This window comes from Pelomonas sp. Root405, assembly GCF_001425165.1.
In the GTDB taxonomy this organism is placed as follows: domain Bacteria; phylum Pseudomonadota; class Gammaproteobacteria; order Burkholderiales; family Burkholderiaceae_C; genus Pelomonas.
Map to the genome: position 1 here is coordinate 1,362,192 of NZ_LMDU01000001.1, position 21,277 is coordinate 1,383,468.

Here is a 21,277-nt window from a genome sequence, read left to right on the forward strand (position 1 = left end):
TCGGGCGCTTGTTCCGGGATTCGGAGAGACGGATTCTGACTCAGGCGCGGCGCGGACCCGCGCCAGTGCGTATTTGCTCAACAAGACGATTGGGGTCGGCCGGGCGCAGCGCCGTGGTGTCGTAGACGTCCTCCGGCCGCCAGCCGACGTCGGGTGACAGGCCCTCGGTGGACAGCACCACGGGTCGGCCATTGAGGCGGTTGCCGCCGCGGTCGGCGAGTGCCGTGCCCTTCAGGCGCCGGATCAGCTGGCCGGGTGCGATGCCGGCGGGCAGTTCCCAGGCATTGGATTCCGCGACGACGCGCGACTGGAAGCCCACGCCCAGGGAATAGCCGAAGTCCTCGGCTCGGTCGGCGCTGTAGAGATTGCAGGCCAGGTGCACGCGGCCGAAGCGCACCCGCGGCGTGCGCTCCTTGCAGGCGTGGAAGTGGTTGTGGTGCAGCGTCACGCGCAGCTTGCCGTCGTCGCCGACGTTGCTGTCGCTACCGCCGATCAGCATGGTCTTGTCGTGGTCGCGGAAGCGGCACCAGGACACGGTGACCAGGTCGCTGGCAAGAGTGATGTCGAGCAGGCCGTCGTGGTGCTGCACGCGGCGCCCGAGCCGGACGGGTTCGAGGTGGTCGGGGCGCTTGCCGTCGTCGAAGTGGCAGTGGTCTACCCAGACGCGCTCGGCACCGGTGAGGCTCAGTGGGTCATAGGCCGAGTTCCACTCGCCATGGCCGTTGTCGCGCGGCTCCCACGCGGGGAAGTGGTCATACGCGTCCGAGAAGCTCAGGTCCCGGATGATGATGTTGCTGACCTTGTTCAGGATCAGCGCGCCGTGCTGGAAGCCGGCGCCTGGCGCGGCGCCGATGAGCGTCGTGTTGGACGGCAGGCGCACGGAGATGGCCTGCGCCTGCCGTTTGGCGGAGCGGGCGCGGGCGTCTTCCAGCGGGCCCTTGGGATCGTCGCGGCCCCAGGTGGCGGGATTGAAGGCGCGGTCGAAGGCGTCGAAGTCGAAGGCCGGGTCGCGGAAGGACTCGACGCCGCCCGGGCCCAGGTCGATCAAGGTGTGCACGCGGATGATCTTGGGTACGTCGCCCAGGCGCAGCGCTGCATCCAGGCCGGCGCGGTCGCGCACGTCGACGATGTGCTCCGGCCTGGCACCGGCGCCGCCGGTGGTCTTGCCGACACCGGCCCAGCCCAGCGGGCCGGCTTGTTCGGGCAGCGTCGCGCAGGCGCCGACGGCGGGCAGGGCGGCGAGTGCGATCAGGTCGCGGCGGGTCAGGTTCATGGGCGGTTGTTGAACTCGAAAAGGCGGTTGGTCGCGGCGTCGAACGGCCGGCGCGAGGTGCTGGTGGTCCAGGGGCCGATGTGGGCGCCGATCTCGCTGTCGCGCACGACGGCCACCCCATTGGGGCTGACGCTTGCCGCCCAGGTGCCGTGCTTGACGCCTGCATCCCAGGCCCTGCCGATGGCGGCGCTGCCGACGGCAAGACCCGGTTCGCCGACGAAGCGGCTGTGCGTGACGAGAAAGCCTTGCGGCGTGTCGGGCGCCGTGCTGGGTGCCAGCACGATGCCGCCCTGGCCGGGCGCGCGGCGGTTGGCGCGGCTCAGGATGGTGCTGTGGCTGATGACAAGCACGGCATTGCCGAAGATGAAGTCCACGTCGCCGGCGACGAGGCTGTGGCGGATCAGCTGCCGTGCGGGCGCGTCCGGTGCGCGGCGTTTGGCATACAGCGTGTCCTGGTGGCCCAGCAGCCGCACGCCTTCGAGCTGGATGCGGTCGCCCATCAGCGTCAGTGCCACCGCTTGTGCGCCGCCGCTTTCACCGACGCCGGGCGGGTAGGCCTCGCCGCGGCGCACGCCGTCCATGGCGTCGTTGGCGATGGTCAGCGAGATCAGCTGCACGTCGTTGCTCTGCACCAGCATGCTGGTGCTGCCGCTGGTGCCGATGGTCGTCTTGCCCAACTCGGGCCAGCACGGGTGGGCGGGCTCGGTCTCGCCCTTGGGCTTGCCGGAGAAGCGGTTGTCCACCAGCACGACGGCGCCGGCGTCCAGCGCCGAGCCGACCAACGCCAGCGGCGGTTTGTCCTTGATGCACAGCGGGCCGCGGTAGGTGCCGGGCTGGATGTGGATCACCCAGCGCTTGTCGCCCTCCTTGGCCTGATCCGGCACCTTGTCGATGGCGGCCTGCACGGACTCGCCCGGCTTGACGACGAAGTCGGGCGGCGTGACGCCGAGGTCAGCCAGCGCTGCGGGCTGCCAGTCGCCGAGGTAGGCCGCCGCGGTATGCGCGGCGGCCCGCTCGGCCGGCAGCTGCGGGCGTGCTTGCCCGTGAACTGCCGTGACTGCAAGCAAACCCAGCAGGGCCAGTGCGCGCTTCACAGGTCCGCCAGGTAGAGGGCCGGCTCGACGCCGCTGTCGCGCTCCTTGTCGCAGCTGAACAGCACCTGCTTGTTGTCCGGTGTGAAGCTCGGGTGAGGGTGCGTGACCTGGCGGTTGTCCTTGTAGACGTCCCAGCCACTGTCATGCCTGGCGATGGGCCGCGTCGTGCCGGCCTTCAGGTCGAACAGGTGCAGATAGGGGTCGCCCACCAGCATCGCGTTGCTGGCCGTGCTGTCATGGCTGACTTTGCCCACGCCATCGCCGACGATCAAGGTGCCGTCGTGGTTGCTCATCAGGTGCGAGCACTGCGGCATGGCGGTCAGCAGCTTGTTCTCCAGCGTGACCGGGTCCAGGCTGTAGATCCAGCGCTCGGGCGACTTGACGTTGTAGCTGACGTAGATCATGGCACTGCCGTCCGGCACCCAGAACTCGTGCGTGCAGCTCTCGCCGTCGAGGTGTTCCTTGCCGCAGCGGCGGTTAGTGCCGTCCTCGTTGATGAACCACATGCGCGCATCGATCAGGTCGTGCGGGCCTTCGTGGCAGTAGGCGACGGTGTTGTCGTCGAAGGGGCGGTACTGCGGGTGGCCCAGCCAGCCGCGCTGTTCCAGGATGACGGTGCGTTTGCCCGTCGCCAGGTCGACGCTGAACAGGCGGCACAGCGGCCGCTTGTGGAACATCTCGTTGAACTTCTGCCAGGTGTTCAGCGGGAACCAGTCGGCGGCCGAGATCTCGATGCCGACCATCTTCGTGCAGGCACTGTTGGACACCCAGGTGCCGTAGCCCACCCAGCCGTCGGGCACGACGTAGGCGACTTCTTCCTTGAGAGTCGACAGCTCCAGGCGGATCAGGTTGCGGTCGCCGCGCACGAAGTAGACGAAGCGGTCGTCCGGGCTCATGAAGGCACCGAACGTGTTCTCACCCGCGCCGTCGGTCAGCTGGATGGCCGTCTGTGAGGGCAGGTCCAGCAGGTGCAGGTTCCAGTTCGGGCTGGGCTGCGGGCCGAACTCACCGCCGAACATCAGCTTGGCGCCGTCGTTCGTGAAGCACTTTTGGTAGAAGTAGTTGCGATGGCAGGTGACATCGGGCGGCGTCAGGCGCGTGACGCGCGCGCCGGTGTCGGGGTCCTCGCGGGTGAGGAATTCAAACTTGCGTTCCGTGGATTTCATGGCGTGGATGAATCAAGTGCAGAAATGCAACCACGGAGCCACAGAGGCACAGAGAAGCAGCCGACTTGCATTTGCTCCGTGGCTCTGTGCCTCTGTGGTTGCCTTTGGTTTTTTCTCAGCGCGCGAGCCAGCCGCCGTCCACGGCGATGGTGTAGCCATTGACGTAGTCCGACGCCGTCGATGCCAGGAACACGACCGGGCCGGCCAGGTCCTCGGGCTTGCCCCAGCGGCCGGCGGGGATGCGGTCGAGGATGGCGCCGTTGCGCTGCTCGTCGGCGCGCAGCGCGGCGGTGTTGTTGGTGGCCATGTAGCCTGGGGCGATGGCGTTGACGTTGATGCCGTGCGAAGCCCATTCATTGGCCATCAGGCGCGTGATGCCCATGACACCGCTCTTGCTGGCCGTGTACGAAGGCACGCGCACGCCGCCCTGGAAGCTCAGCATCGATGCGATGTTGACGATCTTGCCGCCCTTGCCCTGGGCCATGAAGACCTTGGCCACGGCCTGCGACAGGAAGAACACCGACTTCAGGTTCAGGTCCATCACATCGTCCCAGTCCGCCTCCGAGAACTTGATGGCGTCCTCTCGGCGAATGATGCCGGCGTTGTTGACGAGGACGTGCACCTCGCCGTTCAGCGCCTTGGCCTGGGCCACCAGGTCAGGGATGCAACTGGTGTCGCCCAGGTTGGCGCGCAGGTCGAGGAAGCGGCGGCCCAGGGCCTCGACGCCGGCCTTGGTCTCGTCGGGTTCGGAGACGTTGACGCCGACGACGTCAGCGCCGGCCTGTGCCAGCGCCAGCGCCATGCCCTGGCCGAGGCCGGTGTTGCAGCCGGTCACGATGGCCGTCTTGCCGGCCAGATTGAAGTTGTCGAGCACCATTTTGTTTTTCCGTTCAGGGCAGGGTGGTCATGGGCTGGAGGCCATGGCCCAGTGGGTCGGCGTGGCCTGTGGTGGCTGTCGCCGTGACTTGCGTGGCAGATTTCCGTGCAGGGCGTTGCGGGCTTGCAGGTGAGACCGGTAGAGTTGAAACGCGGTTCCAAATTCCTGGACAACCAGAGCTTAGGTGGGCTCCAAGTGTTGCGGAATCATGGTTTCTATTTAGTGAACCGGTGTTCCGATTTTGCCAGCTTGCACCTATCATCGTTCACAAGCCAGCCAAACGAGCACGACCATGAGCACTTGCTTCCCCGACGACGACGCGATCCGGAAGTCCCGCCGCGTTGCCGCGCCGGGCGCCGCTGCGGCTCTGCTGGAGCAGTTTTCCCCTTGTCGCAGCGCCTACCTGTAGGCGCGACGTGACAAGAGCCGGCGCTCGCACTGCAGCGTCGCCGGCGCAGAGATTACGGGTGCCCTGCGTGCGCCCGGGTTTGACACAAAGCCTTGCATAACCCGAGAGCCGCCGACGCGCCAAAGCGCGCAGGCGGCCTGTACCAGGAGACACCCATGCCCGCATTCCGTTCATCCCACCGCCCTGCCGTGCGCCCGGTCGCCATGGCCGCCGCCCTTGCCGCGCTGTCCGCCGCGCCTGCCTGGGCCCAGACCGCACCGGCCGCGTCGGCCCAGCTGGAGACCGTCACGGTCACCGGCATCCGCGCGTCGCTGGAAAGCGCGCTGAACGCCAAGCGCCAGGACAAGGGAATCGTCGATGTCATCAAGGCCGAGGACATGGGCAAGTTCCCGGACACCAACCTCGCCGAGTCGCTGCAGCGCATCCCGGGCGTCGTCATTGACCGTGACGCCGGCGAAGGCCGCAACATCACCGTGCGCGGCCTGGGCGGCGACTTCGCCCGCACTCGCATCAACGGCATCGAGGCGCTGGCCACCACCGGCGGCACCGACAGCTCCGGCGGCGCGAACCGCACCCGCGCGTTTGACTTCAACGTCTTCGCCGCCGACCTCTTCAACTCGCTGACCGTGCGCAAGAGCAGCTCGGCCGACGTGGACGAAGGCTCGCTGGGCGCCACCATCGACCTCCAGACCGCGCGCCCCTTCGACATGAAGGGTTTCGTGGCCGCCGTCTCGGTCAAGGGCACCTACAACCAGCTGTCGGGCACGACCACGCCCAAGACCTCCTTCCTGATCTCCAACACCTTCGCCGACAAGAAGATCGGCGTGCTGCTGTCGGGCGCCTATTCGCAGCGCAAGATCTACGAAGAAGGCTTCAGCACGGTGCGCTGGGACAACGGCCCGTCCAGTGGCAATGCCGTCAGCGGCTGGTGCCCGCCGCAGGGCGTCACGGCCAACCTGCCGACCGGCTCCACCGCCACCACCTGCGGCCCCGCTGCCCAAGGTGTGGCCCGCCTGCCCAACACGCCGGAGAACCTGGCCGCCTACAACGAAGCCAGCAAGGCCACCAACTTCCACCCGCGCCTGCCGCGCTACGGCCGCCTCACGCATGACCAGTCCCGCCTGGGCCTGACGGGCTCCGTCCAGGTTCGGCCGTCGGACACGATGCTGCTGACCTTCGACATGCTCTACAGCAAGCTCGATGCGACCCGCCAGGAAGACTTCCTGGAAGCCATCTCCTTCAGCCGTGCGCTGTCGGCCGGTGGCAAGCAGCAGACCAGCGTCGTTGCGGCCGAGTTCGCGCCCAGCGGCCAACTGGTCTACGGCAAGTTCAACGGTGTGGACATCCGCTCCGAGCAGCGTTTCGACGAGCTCAGCACCGAGTTCAGCCAGCCGACCCTGACCATCGAGCAGGACATCGGCGACGCCATGAAGCTGACCGTGCGCGGCGGCCGCGCCACGTCGCGCTTCAACAACCCCGTCCAGACCACCACCACGCTGGAGGCGCCCAACGTCAACGGCTACGAGTACGACGCCCGCAGCGACGACCGCGCGCCGCTGATCAAGTACGGCACCCTCAACCCCAGCACGTCCAGCGGCGGCTTCGCGATCTACGGCGTGCCGGTGGGTGCGACCAGCATCACCAACTTCACGCCCAGCGAAGTCCGCATCCGCCCCAACGGCGTGAAAAACCGCCAGGACGTGCTGACCGTCGACCTGGCCTGGGATGTGAACTCGGCGCTGACGGTCAAGGGTGGCGTCAGCTACAAGCAGTTCAGCTTCAACAGCTTCGACATGCGCCGCACGGTCGAGACCATGACCGCATTGCCGGCCAACGTGCTGCCCAACAGCCTGGTGACGACGCTTGACGGCTTCGGCAAGGGCCAGAACCTGCCGGCCGGCTCGGTGACCTCCTGGGTCATTCCCAGCCTGCCCGCCATCGCCTCGGCCTACGACATCTACTGCAACTGCCTGCAGAACGGCCCCGCCGGCGGTCCCGGCGACTACCGCCTGACCTCCATCACCAACGGCAATGCGCGCGGCGGCAACCGCGCCATCACCGAGACCGACACCGGCGCCTGGCTGCAGGCCGAGTTCGACACCCGCCTGGGCGGCTTCCCGATCAAGGGCAACCTCGGCGCCCGCCATGTGAAGACGGCCATCTCTGCCACCGGCTACCTCGCCACCGGCGGCGGCAGCGCGGTCACGGCCGAGCGCACCTACAAGGACTGGCTGCCCTCCGCCAACCTGTCGGTCAGCCTGGCCCGTGACCTGATGCTGCGCGTGGCAGCCGCCAAGGTCATGTCGCGCCCGCCGCTGCAGAGCCTGAACCCCGGCGGCACGCTCAGCACCACCGGCACGCTGAGCTACACCGGCGGCAACCCCGCGCTGGACCCCTATCGCGCCACCACGGCCGACGCCAGCCTTGAGTGGTATCACTCCAGGAACGCCTTCGTCGGCCTGGGCGTCTTCCACAAGGACATCAGCAGCTTCGTGTTGACCCGGGGTCGCGACATGGCCTTCAACCAGACCGGCCTGCCGATGTCGTTGCTGCCGACGAACTTCACCGGTGATGAGATCTTCCGCGTCAGCGCGCCGATCAACAGCAATGGCGGCAAGCTCTCCGGCTTCGAGATCAACGTGCAGCAGCCGTTCACCTTCCTGCCCGGCATCGGCAAGAACTTCGGCGTGCTGGCCAACTTCACGCAGGTCAAGTCCAAGATGGAGTACGTGCTGTCGGCCACCGCGTTGACCACGACCACGGTGACCGAGGACCTGATCAATCTGTCGCCGCGCTCCTGGAACCTGTCGGTCTACTACGACGACGGCACCTTCAGTGGCCGCGTGTCCGGCTCGGCGCGCTCGGCCTTCCTCAACACCGTCCCGGCCGGCAACAACCAGGACGTGGCGGGCAAGAACAAGACCTTCAACGTCGACATGTCGCTGGGCTACAAGTACTCCAAGCAGCTGGAGTTCACGCTGGAGGCCATCAACCTGACCAACCAGCCCAACGACCAGTTCATCTCGCGTGCGATGAACAACGTGGTGGTCAACCACTACACCGGCCGCGAGTTCGCGGTTGGCGCCCGCTACAAGTTCTAGCCCGCTCTCGGCATAGATCAGCGAGGAGCCCAGACCAGCCGTCTGCGCTCCTGTTTGCTTGCGCGACCCTGCAGGTCCCGCGGAATCCACAGAAGAGTCGGCGGCCGATCGGTACGCCAGACCTCACCACGGAGACAAGTCATGAAGACGCAACTGACCCTGGCGGTCGCAGCCGCCGCATGCCTGGCGACTGCCGCAGCCCACGCGGCCGACCCCTTGCCCGCAGGCACCCTCATCACCGGCCAGGTCAGCGGCGCCAGCCAGGCCCTGCTGGGCCAGGACCACCTCTTCGCCGATGAGCCTGGCAGCCACATCACGACCCTGGCGCCAGCCGAACCGGAATTCCTGACCGGTGACTACGCCATCGCGGTCGACTTCTTCAGCGACGGCCGCGTGCAGGTCTGGAACAACAGCGGCGCCGCCGGCCTGGCCGGCAGCTACACGCTGACCTTCAGCTTCGCCGGCCTGGCTGCGCCCATCAGCGGCTTCACGCCGCTGGACCTGGGCGGCGTGGGCAGTGGCACGGTCGGCCTGCAAGTCGTCGGGCCCGACAGCGTCAGCCTGACGTTGAACAACCTGGTCTTCACCGGCGAGTTCGGCAGCTTCACGACGCAGATCGCCGTCACGGCCGTGCCCGAGCCGACCAGCCTCGCGCTTCTCGCCGCGGGCCTGGGCCTGCTGGCCCTGCGTCGGAGGGCTGTCGCATGAAGGCCTTCAAGCACCTCAGCTGCATTGCCGTGCTGCTGGCGGCGAGCCTGCCGGCGCATGCCGTGGACGTGGCCCAGCAGGTCGCACCCGCCGACGGCTGGGGCGCCGGCACGGTCGGCGGCGCCGCAGCCACGCCCGATCACATCTACACGGTGACCAGCCGCACCGAGCTGCTGAACGCACTCGCCAACGGCGGCAACCTGCCCAAGATCATCAAGGTGGCCGGCACCATCGACATGACCGAGGGCACGCCCTTCGCGCACACGGCGGACCAGAAGGTCAGGGCGCGCGTGCGCCTGACGAGCAACACCACGCTGATCGGCGAAGGCCCCGGCGCCGGCTTCGTCAATGCCTGGATCGACATCACCAGCGTCAGCCAAGTCATCGTGCGCAACCTGCACATCGTCGCGCCCTGCGACGTCGGCCCCGTGTGGGATCCGAACGACGGGTCACTTGGCAACTGGAACTCGGCCTATGACGCCATCGGCATCGTCACGGCCACGCAGGTCTGGATCGACCGCAACACCATCACCGACGCGCCGGTCACCGACGACACCTTGCCCATCGAGAACGGCAAGACCAAGCAGTGCCATGACGGCGCCATCGACATCACCAAGGGCGCCGACCTGGTCACGGTCTCCTACAACCTGGTCACCAAGCACGACAAGTCCATGCTGATCGGCGGTTCCGACAGCCAGACCAGCGACGCCGGCAAGCTGCGCGTCACCATCGCCAACAACGTCTTCAGCGGCGTGAGCCAGCGGGTACCCCGCGTGCGCTTCGGGCAGGTGCACGTGTTCAACAACTACTTCGTCGGCAGCAAGTCGGCCAGCCCCTATGCACACAGCTACAGCGTCGGCGTGGGCAAGGCGGCCAACATCCTGTCGAACGCCAACGTCTTCGCGGTCGATGGCGCGGTCGGCTGCAACGGCGTCGTGGTCTACGCCAGCGCTGACCGCACCGGCGTATTCCAGGACAGCGGCTCCACACTCAACGGCGCGCCACTCGGCACCTGCAGCGTGGCGGCGGGCACGCCCTTCACGCCGGGCTATGCCTTCAAGCCGCGGCCGGTGATGCTGGTCAAGGTCAATGCGCTGGCGCAAGCAGGCGCGGGCAAGCTGACGACCCAGATCAGCGGCAACGGCAATGTCAACGACGTGGCGGGCACCAAGGCGCCCGCCGCCAACGAGACCGGCGTGCACACCGACACGCGCCTGTCGCTGTCCTTTGATGCGCCGCCGGCCATCGGCACGACCGGCAAGGTCAACGTCTTCCGCGCCAGCGACGACGTGCTGGTGGACAGCATCGACCTCAGCAACGCGCCGTCCAGCACCGACACGCAGACCGTGCTGGCCCGCACCAACCTCGAGATCGATGCGCTGGCCTTGGGCGCCATGCCCGATGGCGCCACGTTTGCGCGTTATGTCTGGTACCGCCCGGTGACCGTCAAGGGTGCCACGGCCTCGGTCAAGCTGCGCAGCAACAAGCTGGACTTCGGCACGACCTACTACGTGACCATGGACGCCTCGGTGCTGGCCGGCACCATCAAGGGCGCCGCCTTTGCCGGCATCAGCAAGGCCGACAACTGGAAGTTCACGACCCGCGCCGCCCCGGCGAGCTACACCACCTTGAACGTCGACGACGGTGGCACGGCGGCCGACTTCCGCACGCTGCAGGGCGCGCTGAACTGGGTCATGAAGCACTGCTCGACGAACAGCTCGCCGACCTATGGCTGCAACACCGTCGCCACGCCCAAGACCATCCACCTGGCCAACGGCAGCTATCCCGAGCTGAACGTCCTGCGCAAGGTCTCCAACCTCAGCGTCATCGGCGAGAGCCGCGACGGCGTGGTGGTGGGCGACGTGAACTTCGAGTCACTGAACTCGGGCAGCGGCGCGAGTTCCGCTGCCGCCGGCACCGCGCTCAGCACCTCGGGCCGGACGGTCGGCCACCGCGTGCTTGGCGGCGGCCGTGCGGCCTGGCTGGTCGAGACCTCGGACCTGCTGACGCTGCAGAACTTCACCCTGCACAACCCGCATCAGCGCAGCAGCAGCTGGGACAACCAGGCCGAGGCCATCTACTTCAACACCAGCACGACGGCTGCGGCCGCGCGCTTCGTCGCCAAGCAGATGAACTTCCTGAGCCAGCAGGACACGCTGCAGCTCAAGGGCTACAACTGGATCTACCAGTCGCTGGTCGCCGGCAACGTCGACTTCATCTGGGGCAGCGTGATGGCCAGCCTGTTCGAGGACAGCGAGATCCGCTCCGTCGTCGACACCGGCAGCAACTCGCCCGGCTACATCCTGCAGTCGCGCGCCACGGCCGGCGACAAGGGCTTCGTGTTCCTGAACAGCTCGCTGACCGCAGAGCCCGGCGTGACACAGGCCTACCTCGCCCGCAGCGGCGGCACCGCGGCGACGACCTACACCGACAACATCGCCTTCATCAACACGCGCATCGGCCCGCACATCCTGCCGGTGGGCTGGTGCGTCGGCACCGGCACCAGCAAGACCGGCGTGGGCACGGGCAGCTGCAGCAGCAACCCGCCGCCCTGGGCCGGCACGGCCGACGGCGCCGCCACCGACGCGGCCGGCTGGCGCGAGTTCGGCAGCATGGACCTGGCCGGCGCGCCGCTGGACGTCAGCGCGCGCCTCGGCGTGGCCTCGGTCAAGGTGGCCAACGTGCCGACCAACGTCGTGCTGGCCAAACAGCTCGATTCCGCCGCCGGGCTGGCGACGCGCGCCGAGATCTTCCACAAATCCACCATCGCCACCGGCGCGCCCGGCGGCTGGGCGCCGGCGCCCTGAACGCCCGCAAGCATTCGACACAAGAACCCACGGAGACCCCATGAGCATCAAACCCTTGCAAGCCCGCGCCCGCCTCACCCTGTGCGCTGGCGCCGTGCTGAGCCTGTGCGCTGCCGCCCAGGCCCAGACTGCCGATGCGCCCGTGACGATGGAGCGCATCCAGGTCACCGGCTCGTCCATCAAGCGCGTGGCCGGCGAGACGGCGCTGCCGGTGTCGGCCATCCGCTCCGAGGAGCTGGAAGCGCGCGGCCACACCGAGCTGAAGGACCTGGTGCTCGAACTGCCGCAGTCCCAGTCCCTGGGCACCAACTCGGGCGCCGCCGGCCCGGTGTTGAACCTGCGCGGCCTCGGCCCGATGCGCACGCTGACGCTGCTGAACGGCCGCCGCATGGCCAACGAGCCGCTGCAGGACCAGTACGTGTCGGCCAATGTGATCCCGCGCATGGCGCTGCAGCGCACCGAGATCCTGCGTGACGGCGCCTCGTCCATCTATGGCTCCGATGCCATCGGCGGCGTGCAGAACTACCTCACGCACGAGAGCTTCAAGGGCGCCAAGATCAAGGTCGAGCTGAACGCGCCCGACCGCGGCAGCCGTGGCCAGACGAACGCCGTCGGCCTCATCGCCGGCATCGGCGACCTGGGCAGAGATGGCTGGAATGTCTACGGCAGCTTCGACCACCAGACCAAGACGGCCCTGTTCCAGGGTGACCGCCCCGAGCTCTATGACGGCTCGGCGCTCAACCAGCTCGGCCTGCTGGTGACGCCCAGCAACAAGAACCAGAGCCCCATCGCCAACTACGGCTTCAGCGCCAGCGCCAACAGCAACTACAACTCCAGCTTCGCGACCGGCTGCGTGGCGCCGTATGCGCTGCCCACGCTCGGCGCCGGCAGCGTCGCCACGCCGGCCACCTACGGCAACGCCGGCTGCTACCGCGACCCGAACTTCTTCACGGCGGTGACCGACGGCAGCAAGATCACCAACATGTTTGGCAAGGCCAGCCTGAACCTGGGCAAGGGCCATCGCCTCAGCATGGAAGTGCTGCACTCGGCCTTCACGGTCGAGAAGTTCCGCGGCATGCAGCTGCCCAGCGGCAACGAACCGGCCGCCACCTACTCCATCCCGTCGACCAGCAAGTTCTATCCCGGCAAGGGCATCACGCCGCTGGTCAACGTGGTGGGCAGCAACACCGGCGCCAACTCACCGGCCATGTTCATCGACCCGGCCAAGACACCGGGTGTCGTCAGCCCGCTGAACATGAACAACCGGCTGGTCCATTTCGCCTGGGGTCCGGGCGAGCTGGGCTCGGCCTACCGCAACGACGAGCAGATCAACGACCGCGTGGTGCTGAGCGCCGAAGGCTCGGTGTGGAACTGGGACTACCGCGTCGGCCTGAACTACGGCCACTCGCAGCGCGACACGCGCACCGGCGGCGGCTACATCCTCTACAGCAAGGCGCAGGAAGGCTTCACCAAGGGCATCCTCAATCCCTTCGGCCCGCAGGACGCGGCCGGCCTGGACTACCTCAAGAGCATCGAGCTGCGCGACTACACCTACCGCTTCAACGAGGCCTACAACAAGGCTGTTGATTTCACGCTGACCCGGGAGCTGATGGAGCTGGGCGGCGGCCCGCTGACGGTGGCCGTGTCGGGCGAGTTGCGCCGCGACGAGGCCAAGGTGCATGCCGCGCCGCTCGACTACGTCGCCAAGCTGCCCAACGGCAACTACAGCATCAGCAGCGCCGGTGTGGTGCTCAAGGACGACATCGTCGGCGAGAACCCCACCGGCGTGGCCGCCAAGCTGCACCGCAACATCAAGTCCGCCGTCATCGAGCTGGATGCCCCGCTGACCAAGATGTGGAGCGTCAACGGCGCCGTGCGCTCCGACACCTACAGCGACCTCAAGACCACCACGGTCAACCCCAAGCTTTCGCTGCGTTTCCAGCCGATGACCGAGGTGATGCTGCGCGCATCGGCCAATACCGGCTTCCGGGCGCCCTCCATCATGGACATCCAGAACCCGACGCCCGAGGTGCGCCAGGTGGCCATGGACGACCCCGTGCTGTGCCCCAGCCCGACGCCGCTGACGGCCAACACCGGTACACCGGTGGCGGCCTGGGCGGCGCCCGACAAGGTCGGCCTGGTCTGCAACGCCATCACCGACTACTGGACCAAGTCACCCGACAACAGCCACCTCAAGCCGGAGAAATCCAAGGGCTGGAGCTTTGGTGGCGCCTTCGAGCCCATCCGCGGCGTTCTGCTGACGGTGGACTACTGGGGCATCAAGCTCAACGACGTGCTGGGTGCACTGTCGCTGGCCGAAGTGCAGCAGCAGCCCGGCAAATACGGCGCCAACATCCTGCGCAAGGCCGACGGCACCATCGACCACATCCTGACCAGCCAGGCCAACCGCGGCGACATGGACATGCGTGGCCTCGACATCGCCGCCACCTACCAGCTGCGCACCAGCAACTGGGGCAGCTTCAGCTTCAAGCTGGACGGCACCTACTACGACAAGTACGCCTTCTCGATCGAGAAGGGCGGCGAGATGCTGCAGGACGTCGGCATCCTGACCAACGATGCCAGGTACACCGGGCCCAACATCGGCTTGGCGACCATGCAGCAGATCATCTACCGCTGGAAGCACACCGCCTCGGTGAACTGGCGTGCGGGCAGCTGGTCGACCCAGCTGTCACAGCGCTACAGCAGTGGCCTGAACGACCTGACCCCGCGTCCCGGCTCCAACTACACCGACGTCAAGGCCTACAAGCAATACAACCTGAGCGTGGCCTACAACGGCTTCAAGGATCTGAAGCTCAGCGTGGGCATCAACAACCTCACTGACGCCTACCCGGTGATGACGGCCAACGCCGGCTACAACGGCTATCTCACCAGCGGCGCCGATGTGCTGGGGCGCAGCTTCCGCTTCGTCGGCGAGTACAGCTTCTGACGGCATGACCGGTCTGCGAACCATGAGCCTCAAGACCATCGCCGCGGCTGCGTTGGCCCTCGCCAGCCTGCTGCCGGCCGGGGCCAACGAACAGGCGTCGGCCGGCGCGCCGTCGGCCTTCGCCGGCATCGCCACCCGCGGCTGGACCCAGACGCAGGGGGGGCGCGGGGGCCGCATCATCAAGGTCACGACGCTGGCGGCCTCCGGCCCCGGCAGCCTGGCCGAAGCCATCGCGGCGAGCGGCCCGCGCATCGTCGTCTTCGAGGTCGGCGGCGTCATCGACATGGCCGGCCAGCCGCTGAAGATCACGCAGCCCTTCCTGACGCTGGCCGGCCAGACGGCGCCCGACCCCGGCATCACTATCCTCAAGGCCGAGACGACCATCTCGACGCACGACGTCGTCATCCAGCACCTGAGCTTCCGCCCCGGTGAATTCGGCCGGCCCAAGAAGGGCGGCGGCGACCAGGACGCCATCTCGGCGCTGGGCGGCGCGCACGACGTCATCGTCGACCACTGCAGCTTCTCCTGGGCCACTGACGAGAACCTCTCGGCCAGCGGCCCGCGCTTCGAAGGCAAGACGCCCGACGACTGGCGCAAGGCCACGTCGCACCGCATCACCTACAGCCACAACCTGATCTACGAGGGTCTGGGGCACTCGGTGCACGAGAAGGGCGAGCACAGCAAGGGCAGCCTCATCCACGACAACACCAGCGGCGTGCTGATCTACGGCAACGTCTACGTGTCCAACCGCCAGCGCAATGCGCTGTTCAAGGGCGGCGCGCACGGCGCGATGGTCAACAACTACATCTTCAACCCCGGCGACCGGGCGGTGCACTACAACCTGCTGGCCAACGAGTGGGCGGGGCAGCCCTACCAGAACGGTCGGTTGACACTGGTCGGCAACGCGCTGCGCCATGGTCCCAGCACCGTGCCGGGCACGGCCTTCTTCACGATGCTGGGCCAGGGCGACCTGGAACTGCACATGACGGACAACCTCGCCCACGACAACCAGGGCCGGCCCGTGCCGCTGCTTGGCAACGGCCCGACGACGACCGGCAAAATCATCGTCGCGCCCAAGGCCGACCTGCCGGCCGGCCTGGCCATCCGCCCGGCCGCCGACCTTGCGCGCGAGCTGCCGCCGCTGGTCGGCGCCCGTCCCTGGGCGCGCGACCCGCTAGACGCCCGCGTGCTGGCCGACATGGCCCAGGGGCGCGGCAAACTGATCGACTCCGAGCTGGAGAACGCGCTGGGCTTTCCGCGCCATGCGCCCACGCGGCGGGCCTTCAATGCCGACGCCTGGAACCTCGACGACATGAGTCCAAAAGCTGGCTGGCCAGCCCCCGCAAAACCATGAAGCGCTTTGCCCTGTTCATCACGCCGCTGCTGCTGGCCGGTGCCGCCATCGCGCAAGCGCCCGCCGCCTCGGCGCCCCGCGGCGAAACCATTGCCAACGTCGCCACAGGCCCGCGCATCATCCTCGTCGGCGACTCGACGATGGCGCCGCGCAGCGGCTACGGCAACACGCTGTGCGCACGCTTGCAGCAGGTCGCCTGCATCAACCTTGCGCGCGGCGGTCGCTCCAGCATGAGCTTCCGCGCCGAGGGGCTCTGGGCCACCGTGATGGCGCTGCTCAATGAAGGCACCAGCAAGCAGAAGACGCTGGTGCTGATCCAGTTCGGCCACAACGACCAGCCCGGCAAGCCTGGCCGCTCGACCGACCTGGCCACCGAGTTCGGGCCCAACATGGCCGGCTATGTGAAGGAAGTGAAGGCTGCGGGTGCCGAGGTCATTCTCCTCACGCCGCTCACCCGTCGGACCTTCAAGGCCGGGGAACTACCCAACGACCTGCGCCCCTGGGCCGAGGCCCTCATCAAGGTCGGCGCGGAGCAGGGCGTGCCGGTGCTGGACCTCAACGCCATCAGCCACGCCGCCGTTGCCGCGATGGGCCAGCCCGCCGCCGACACACTGGCCGAGGCGCCGCCACGCTTCGACCGCACTCACCTCGGCCCCAGGGGCGCGGCGCTGTTCTCGGAGCAGGTGCTGGAGGGGTTGCTGAAGCTCAAGCCGGAGCTGGCGGGCGCGAAGACGCTGGCGCCCTGAGCGCCATTGCGCCAGCTTCCTGTACAACGCGGGCGCATCAACAGAAGGCCCGGCCCTTTCGCGGCCGGCAGTCGCCGAGCATGGCGGACCGAATTGAAACGTTTGTCGAGTCGATGATGATTCGACCCACCGACCGTGTGCTCGAGATCGGCTGCGGTCACGGTGTCGCGGCCACGCTGATCTGTGCCAGTCTGAGCGCGGGCAGTTATCTGGCGGTCGACCGCTCCAGGAAGATGGTGGAAGCAGCCGCCAGGAGAAACCGGGCCTTCGTGGACGCCGGCATCGCCAGGTTCATGCAGTCGACGCTGGAGTCGCTGGATCTGGGCGAGCAGCGGTTCGACAAGGTGCTGGCGATGCGGGTCCGCCTCTTCCACGACCAGCCCGAGCAGGCGGAGCAACTGGCCAGGCGCTGGCTGGCGCCCAGCGGCAAGTTGTTCGTGCAGTACGACGAGCCCGAGAGGCGGTAAGCTGCCCGCCTCAGCGCTGTTCAAGTCCCCCGGTTCGGTGGGAACCACAGGTCAGGCGCGCGTCGACGCGTGCCTTACGTTCGCGACCGACACCGGAGGGCGCCGCATGGGCGGCGGCCTCTCAGAGCGGGTTCCTCGCCCTGGCTTCAATGGGTAGCGTTGGACGCAATCTGCCCAAAGCGACGTAAACGTGCCGTTCCACGAGGCACTCGGTCACCTGCAGGCCAAGGAGGATGTCCTGAGCATCGGGTGGATTTGAAAAATAGCTTGCTGAAGAATGAGCAAGCCCTTTGTGCGCCGCCACGATCAACCGAGCAAGAGCCCGCTTGGCGCCCTCCGCATCGATTGGATGGATAGCGCCGACCTCGGCTGGTGAAACCAGATGCAGAGGCCCCGCGATTCCGACGATTTTCTCGATACCAGCATCGTCGCTTTGACGCGTAGCAGGAGAAAGTTGAATGAGTTCACCGGCTCTTGACACCTTCAGGCCCACGAATTCAAGCAAGGCCCTGGCGTGCAGCACGCCGACCTCCACAGTTGGATTGGTGAACATGGTCGTCAGCCCTTCAAACTGAAGACTTCCGTCGACAAAAATCTGCATGGGTTTGGACTCTTCCCACTTGAGTCGAAACTTCAGCATCAGGATCGCAATTGAAAGTGCATTAAGTCGATGCGGCAGCAAGCGCGAGAGGTAGTCGTTTACGTCCATGCCGATAGCCAACACGCTCTGTTCACTTCTTCGCTGCCGGCCGGTGGATCATGGTCCTCTGGAACCACGCCTCGTTCATGCGAGTCAGAAACTCGGGCGTGATCAGGAAGCCGCAGCCATCCCCGATCACGGCCTCGCTGCCGCAGTGCGGGCACATGGCGGTCTGCGCGTCGATGGCCTTGGGATCGTCCATGTTCTGCACCGTCAGGCCGGTCCAGCCGACGATGGCATCGGGCTTGAAGATCTGCACGCAGTTGCAGCAGCCGCAGCGCTTGCTCTTCTCGATCTGCGCGTAGTTGTTGGTCGTGTAGCGGTAGGCGGCGAGCAGTTCGTTCATGGCAATGGCGGTGCGCTTCGGTAGCCGAGTGTGGCCCCGCCCTGCTTGAAAAACCATCGCGCTTGTGCGGAGCTGGCCACGCGTCAAGCGGCGTGACGTCGAAGCCAGGCCGTTGCTGCGCGCTGTTGTTCGACGTCGAAGCGGTGCCCGCCCGAGGTGACCTGGGTGCGAAAGCCGGTGTTGCCTCCCCAGGCCGGTGCTAGCCGTGCCCATGCCTGCTGCGCTGCATCCCACGGAAACAGCTTGTCTTCCTTGGAGCCCAGCAGCATCAGCGGCCTTGGCGCAATCAGCGCGGCCACGTCCGGGTGGTCCAGTTCAGCGGCGAGTCGCGGGTGGGCCATGCTGAACGCCGACTGCCCGACCAGCGTGTGCTCGCCCGGCCGCAGCAGGCCCTCGCGCGTGCACATCCAATGCGCGCTGACGCAGGCCGACACCTCGTCGCTGACGGCGGCCAGCTGCCACGCCCGGAAGGCGCCCATCGAGAAGCCGAGCACGGCCACGCGTTGCGGATCGATGCCGGGTTGCTCGCGCAGCCAGCGGTGCGAGCGCAGGTCGTCGCTGGCGATGACGCCGGCCCAGCTGTGGCCCAGCTGCAGCAGGTGGTTCGCCACCGCCTGCTGGTCGTCGCGTGCGAAGCCGGGGCGGCTGCGTTCACCCCAGCCCAGGGCGTCGATGGCCAGCACCGCGAACCCGGCCTCCACCAGCGGGTCGCCGACGAAGGCGCCACCGTAGTAGCGCTGCACCCAGGCGTCTGCGGACGGGCTGGCGGTGAGCGGCCGGACCAGCTTTTCCTTGCCGATGTCGAAACGCGCGCCATGGTCGTGCATGACGACGACCGCCGGGTGCGGGCCGTCACCCTTGGGGCGCAGGTAGAGGGCCGGCACGCGGTCGCCGAGGGCGCCGCGCAGCGTCAGCGCCTGGGCGGTGTGGCCGTCGCGGTCCTGCTCGGCCAGCACTTCGGTGGCAAAGCCACGGCCGTCGTTACCGGGTTGCAGGATCAGGCGGCGTGCAATGGCCAGCGCTTCGGCGCGCCAGCCGGGGTCGGGGCGCCAGGCCAGGCGCGGGCGCCAGCGGCGCTGCAAGCCGGCCAGCGTGGCGTCCAGCGTGTCGGTGCGGCCGAGCAGCGGCCAGGCGGCCAGTGCGGCCAGCAGTTGTCGGCGCAGTGCTGTCATGGTAGGCGGGGGCAGCGAAGGCGGCCGCACTGTGCGAGAGTCGGGCGATGCACCCACGCCGCCGAGATGTCTGCCTGTTGCCACTGGCTCTGCCGGGGCTGGCGCCAGCGTGGAGCGAGGAGAGGGCGCCGCTGCGCATCGGCTGGAGCGACTACCCGCCCTTCCAGTTCAAGGACGCGGCCGGTCAGCCCCAGGGCCTGGATGTGGACCTGCTGGAGCTGATGGCCGCCGCTGCCCGCGAGCGCCTGCAGTGGTCGCGCCGGCCGTGGGCGCGACAGATCCCCGACATCGCCCTGGGTGAGCTGGACCTGATGTCCTCGGCCACGCACACGCCCGAGCGGCTGGCATTCGGCGACTTCACGCAGACCTACCGCAATGAGCGTGTCGCGCTGATGGGCCTGGCCGGTGCCATCCAGCCGCGCCGGCTGGCCGACCTGAAAGGCCGCGCCGTGAAGGTGGGCGTCATCCGCGGCGTGTCCTTCCCGCTGGCCGTGCGCCGCGAACTTGATGACCCCGAACTGGCGGGCCTGTTGGTGCCGCTGCATGCCAACGACCTGACGCTGTCGGCGCTGCGCGGGCGGCGGGTGGACTACGTCATCGACGACCCGATGACGCTGCTCTACCGCGCTGCGCGCGAGGCCGGCGAGGCTGTGCAGGTGGTGCTGGAGCTGGCCGTCAGCCCCGTGCATGTCTACGTCAGCGGGCGCACCATCGAGCGGCGGCCAGAGCTGATGCAGCGCCTCAACGCCGGCCTGCAGCGGGTGCGCCAGCAGCCCGAGTGGCATCGGGTGCTGGCGCGTTACCCAGGCTATTAGCCACCCACCCATGCCGGCAGCGCCAGCGACAGCGCCGGGATGTAGGTGACGGCCAGCAGCGTGGCCAGCAGCGCGCCATAGAACGGTGCGATCGAGCGCATGACCTGGCCCACGCTGACGCCGCCGATCGCGCAGCCGACGAACTGCACGCTGCCGACCGGCGGGGTGTTCAGGCCTAACGCGCAGTTCACCAGCATGACGACGCCGAACTGTGTCGGGTCCATGCCGGCCTTCATGCAGATGGGCAGGAAGATGGGCGTGCAGATCAGGATGGTGGCGGCCATGTCCAGGAAGGTGCCCAGCACGAACAGCAGCACGTTGACCCACAGGAAGATCAGCCAGGGCTGGTTGCCGCTGAGCTGGGTCAGCCATTCGCCGGTCTTCAGCGGCACCTCGTACAGCGCCAGGAAGTAGCCGAAGGCGGCCGAGATGCCGATCAGCAACAGCACGACGCCGGTGGTCTTGCAGGCCTTGGCGCAGGCGGCCAGGAAACCATGCCAGCTCAGCGACTTGTAGGCCAGGCCGGTCACCAGCAGCGCCCAGCAGACGGCGGTGGCGGCTGACTCGGTGGCCGTGAACACGCCGCTGAGGATGCCGCCCAGGATGATGACGATGACCAGCAGACCGGGCAGCGCCGCCATGAAGGCCGCCAGCACCGGGCCCCAGCCAGGGAAAGCGCCGTGCGTGGGGTAGCCGCGCTTGACGGCCACCGTGTAGGCGGCGACGAGGTTGGCAACCGTCAGCAGCAGCGCCGGGATCAGCGCGGCAAGGATGAGGTTGAACACGCTCACCGCCGCGATGCCGGCCGTGGCCAGCACGTAGATGATGAGGTTGTGCGAGGTGGGCATCAGCGCGCCGACCAGCGCCGCATGCGTCGTCACGTTGACCGCGTAGTCGGCGTCGTAGCCTTCGCGCTTCATCAGCGGGATCATCACCGAGCCCATCGCCGACACGTCGGCCAGCGGCGAGCCGGCCACGCCGCCGAACAGCGTGCAGCCCAGCACGTTGCTCATGCCTAAGCCGCCGCGCACATGACCCACCAGGCGGTTGGCAAAGGTGACGATGCGCTCGGCGATGCCGCCGTGCAGCATCAGCTCACCGGCAAAGATGAAGAACGGGATCGCCAGGAAGGAGAAGATCTGCATGCCGCCGACCATCTTCTGGAAGACGATGGCCATCGGCAGGTCCGCCGCCAGCACGGTGGCCACCGAGGCGAGGCCGATGGAGAAGGCGACGGGCACGCCCAGCAGCAGCAGCAGCACGAAGCTGCCGCACATGACCCAGAGTTCCATGCC

16 protein-coding genes are annotated in these 21,277 nt (G+C 67.7%); 8 read left to right on the plus strand and 8 right to left on the minus strand.

Going from position 1 to position 21,277, the window contains the following annotated elements:
* Positions 1 to 40: 40 nt before the first annotated feature.
* From ASC81_RS06195 to kduD, 4 genes are all read right to left on the minus strand, one after another.
* Positions 41 to 1,273 (minus strand): polysaccharide lyase family 1 protein, encoded by a 1,233-nt coding sequence (locus tag ASC81_RS06195; RefSeq protein WP_056263813.1) that lies wholly within the window; start codon positions 1,271 to 1,273, stop codon positions 41 to 43.
* On the minus strand, positions 1,270 to 2,367 hold the full coding sequence (locus tag ASC81_RS06200) for a pectinesterase family protein (protein WP_056263816.1): 1,098 nt from the start codon (positions 2,365 to 2,367) through the stop codon (positions 1,270 to 1,272). Before ASC81_RS06200 ends, ASC81_RS06195 begins: the two co-directional genes overlap by 4 nt.
* Positions 2,364 to 3,533, minus strand: coding sequence for an oligogalacturonate lyase family protein (locus tag ASC81_RS06205; RefSeq protein ID WP_056263817.1), 1,170 nt, complete (start codon positions 3,531 to 3,533; stop codon positions 2,364 to 2,366). The genes ASC81_RS06200 and ASC81_RS06205 overlap by 4 nt, the downstream gene beginning before the upstream one ends.
* A 115-nt stretch (positions 3,534 to 3,648) precedes the next feature.
* On the minus strand, positions 3,649 to 4,410 hold the full coding sequence (kduD, locus tag ASC81_RS06210) for a 2-dehydro-3-deoxy-D-gluconate 5-dehydrogenase KduD (RefSeq protein ID WP_056263818.1): 762 nt from the start codon (positions 4,408 to 4,410) through the stop codon (positions 3,649 to 3,651).
* 564 nt (positions 4,411 to 4,974) lie between these two features.
* Here kduD and ASC81_RS06215 point away from each other — a divergent pair.
* From ASC81_RS06215 to ASC81_RS06245, 7 genes are all read left to right on the plus strand, one after another.
* Positions 4,975 to 7,920 carry a TonB-dependent receptor gene (locus ASC81_RS06215; RefSeq protein ID WP_082536282.1) on the plus strand — a complete coding sequence of 982 codons (2,946 nt, stop codon included), beginning with the start codon at positions 4,975 to 4,977 and terminating at the stop codon, positions 7,918 to 7,920.
* A 141-nt stretch (positions 7,921 to 8,061) separates the two neighbouring features.
* A complete protein-coding gene (locus tag ASC81_RS27475; protein WP_056263821.1) occupies positions 8,062 to 8,628 on the plus strand; it encodes a PEP-CTERM sorting domain-containing protein in 567 nt (188 codons plus the stop codon).
* Positions 8,625 to 11,435, plus strand: coding sequence for a hypothetical protein (locus ASC81_RS06225; RefSeq protein ID WP_056263823.1), 2,811 nt, complete (start codon positions 8,625 to 8,627; stop codon positions 11,433 to 11,435). The genes ASC81_RS27475 and ASC81_RS06225 overlap by 4 nt, the downstream gene beginning before the upstream one ends.
* A 40-nt stretch (positions 11,436 to 11,475) precedes the next feature.
* Positions 11,476 to 14,382 (plus strand): TonB-dependent receptor domain-containing protein, encoded by a 2,907-nt coding sequence (locus ASC81_RS06230; protein WP_056263825.1) that lies wholly within the window; start codon positions 11,476 to 11,478, stop codon positions 14,380 to 14,382.
* 22 nt (positions 14,383 to 14,404) lie between these two features.
* A complete protein-coding gene (locus tag ASC81_RS06235; RefSeq protein WP_056263827.1) occupies positions 14,405 to 15,736 on the plus strand; it encodes a polysaccharide lyase family 1 protein in 1,332 nt (443 codons plus the stop codon).
* A complete protein-coding gene (locus ASC81_RS06240) occupies positions 15,733 to 16,482 on the plus strand; it encodes a rhamnogalacturonan acetylesterase (RefSeq protein WP_056263829.1) in 750 nt (249 codons plus the stop codon). The genes ASC81_RS06235 and ASC81_RS06240 overlap by 4 nt, the downstream gene beginning before the upstream one ends.
* Before the next feature lie 5 nt (positions 16,483 to 16,487).
* Positions 16,488 to 16,949 carry a class I SAM-dependent methyltransferase gene (locus ASC81_RS06245; RefSeq protein WP_255354400.1) on the plus strand — a complete coding sequence of 154 codons (462 nt, stop codon included), beginning with the start codon at positions 16,488 to 16,490 and terminating at the stop codon, positions 16,947 to 16,949.
* Positions 16,950 to 17,070: 121 nt separating this feature from the next.
* Here the strand turns inward: ASC81_RS06245 and ASC81_RS06250 are convergent, their stop codons facing one another.
* The 3 genes from ASC81_RS06250 to ASC81_RS06260 form a co-directional block, all read right to left on the minus strand.
* Positions 17,071 to 17,658, minus strand: coding sequence for a hypothetical protein (locus ASC81_RS06250; protein WP_156391792.1), 588 nt, complete (start codon positions 17,656 to 17,658; stop codon positions 17,071 to 17,073).
* A gap of 22 nt (positions 17,659 to 17,680) precedes the next feature.
* Positions 17,681 to 17,995 (minus strand): hypothetical protein, encoded by a 315-nt coding sequence (locus ASC81_RS06255; RefSeq protein ID WP_056263835.1) that lies wholly within the window; start codon positions 17,993 to 17,995, stop codon positions 17,681 to 17,683.
* A gap of 83 nt (positions 17,996 to 18,078) precedes the next feature.
* On the minus strand, positions 18,079 to 19,167 hold the full coding sequence (locus ASC81_RS06260; protein WP_056263837.1) for a S9 family peptidase: 1,089 nt from the start codon (positions 19,165 to 19,167) through the stop codon (positions 18,079 to 18,081).
* A gap of 47 nt (positions 19,168 to 19,214) precedes the next feature.
* Here ASC81_RS06260 and ASC81_RS06265 point away from each other — a divergent pair, with 47 nt between their 5' ends.
* Entirely contained in the window at positions 19,215 to 19,982 is a 768-nt protein-coding gene (locus tag ASC81_RS06265; RefSeq protein ID WP_082536283.1) for an ABC transporter substrate-binding protein, read from the plus strand.
* On the opposite strand, the gene ASC81_RS06270 is transcribed toward ASC81_RS06265, so the two are convergent.
* Positions 19,979 to 21,274, minus strand: coding sequence for a TRAP transporter large permease (locus ASC81_RS06270; RefSeq protein WP_056264377.1), 1,296 nt, complete (start codon positions 21,272 to 21,274; stop codon positions 19,979 to 19,981). The two genes, ASC81_RS06265 and ASC81_RS06270, sit on opposite strands and share 4 nt — an antisense overlap.
* Between the last annotated feature and the right edge of the window lie 3 nt (positions 21,275 to 21,277).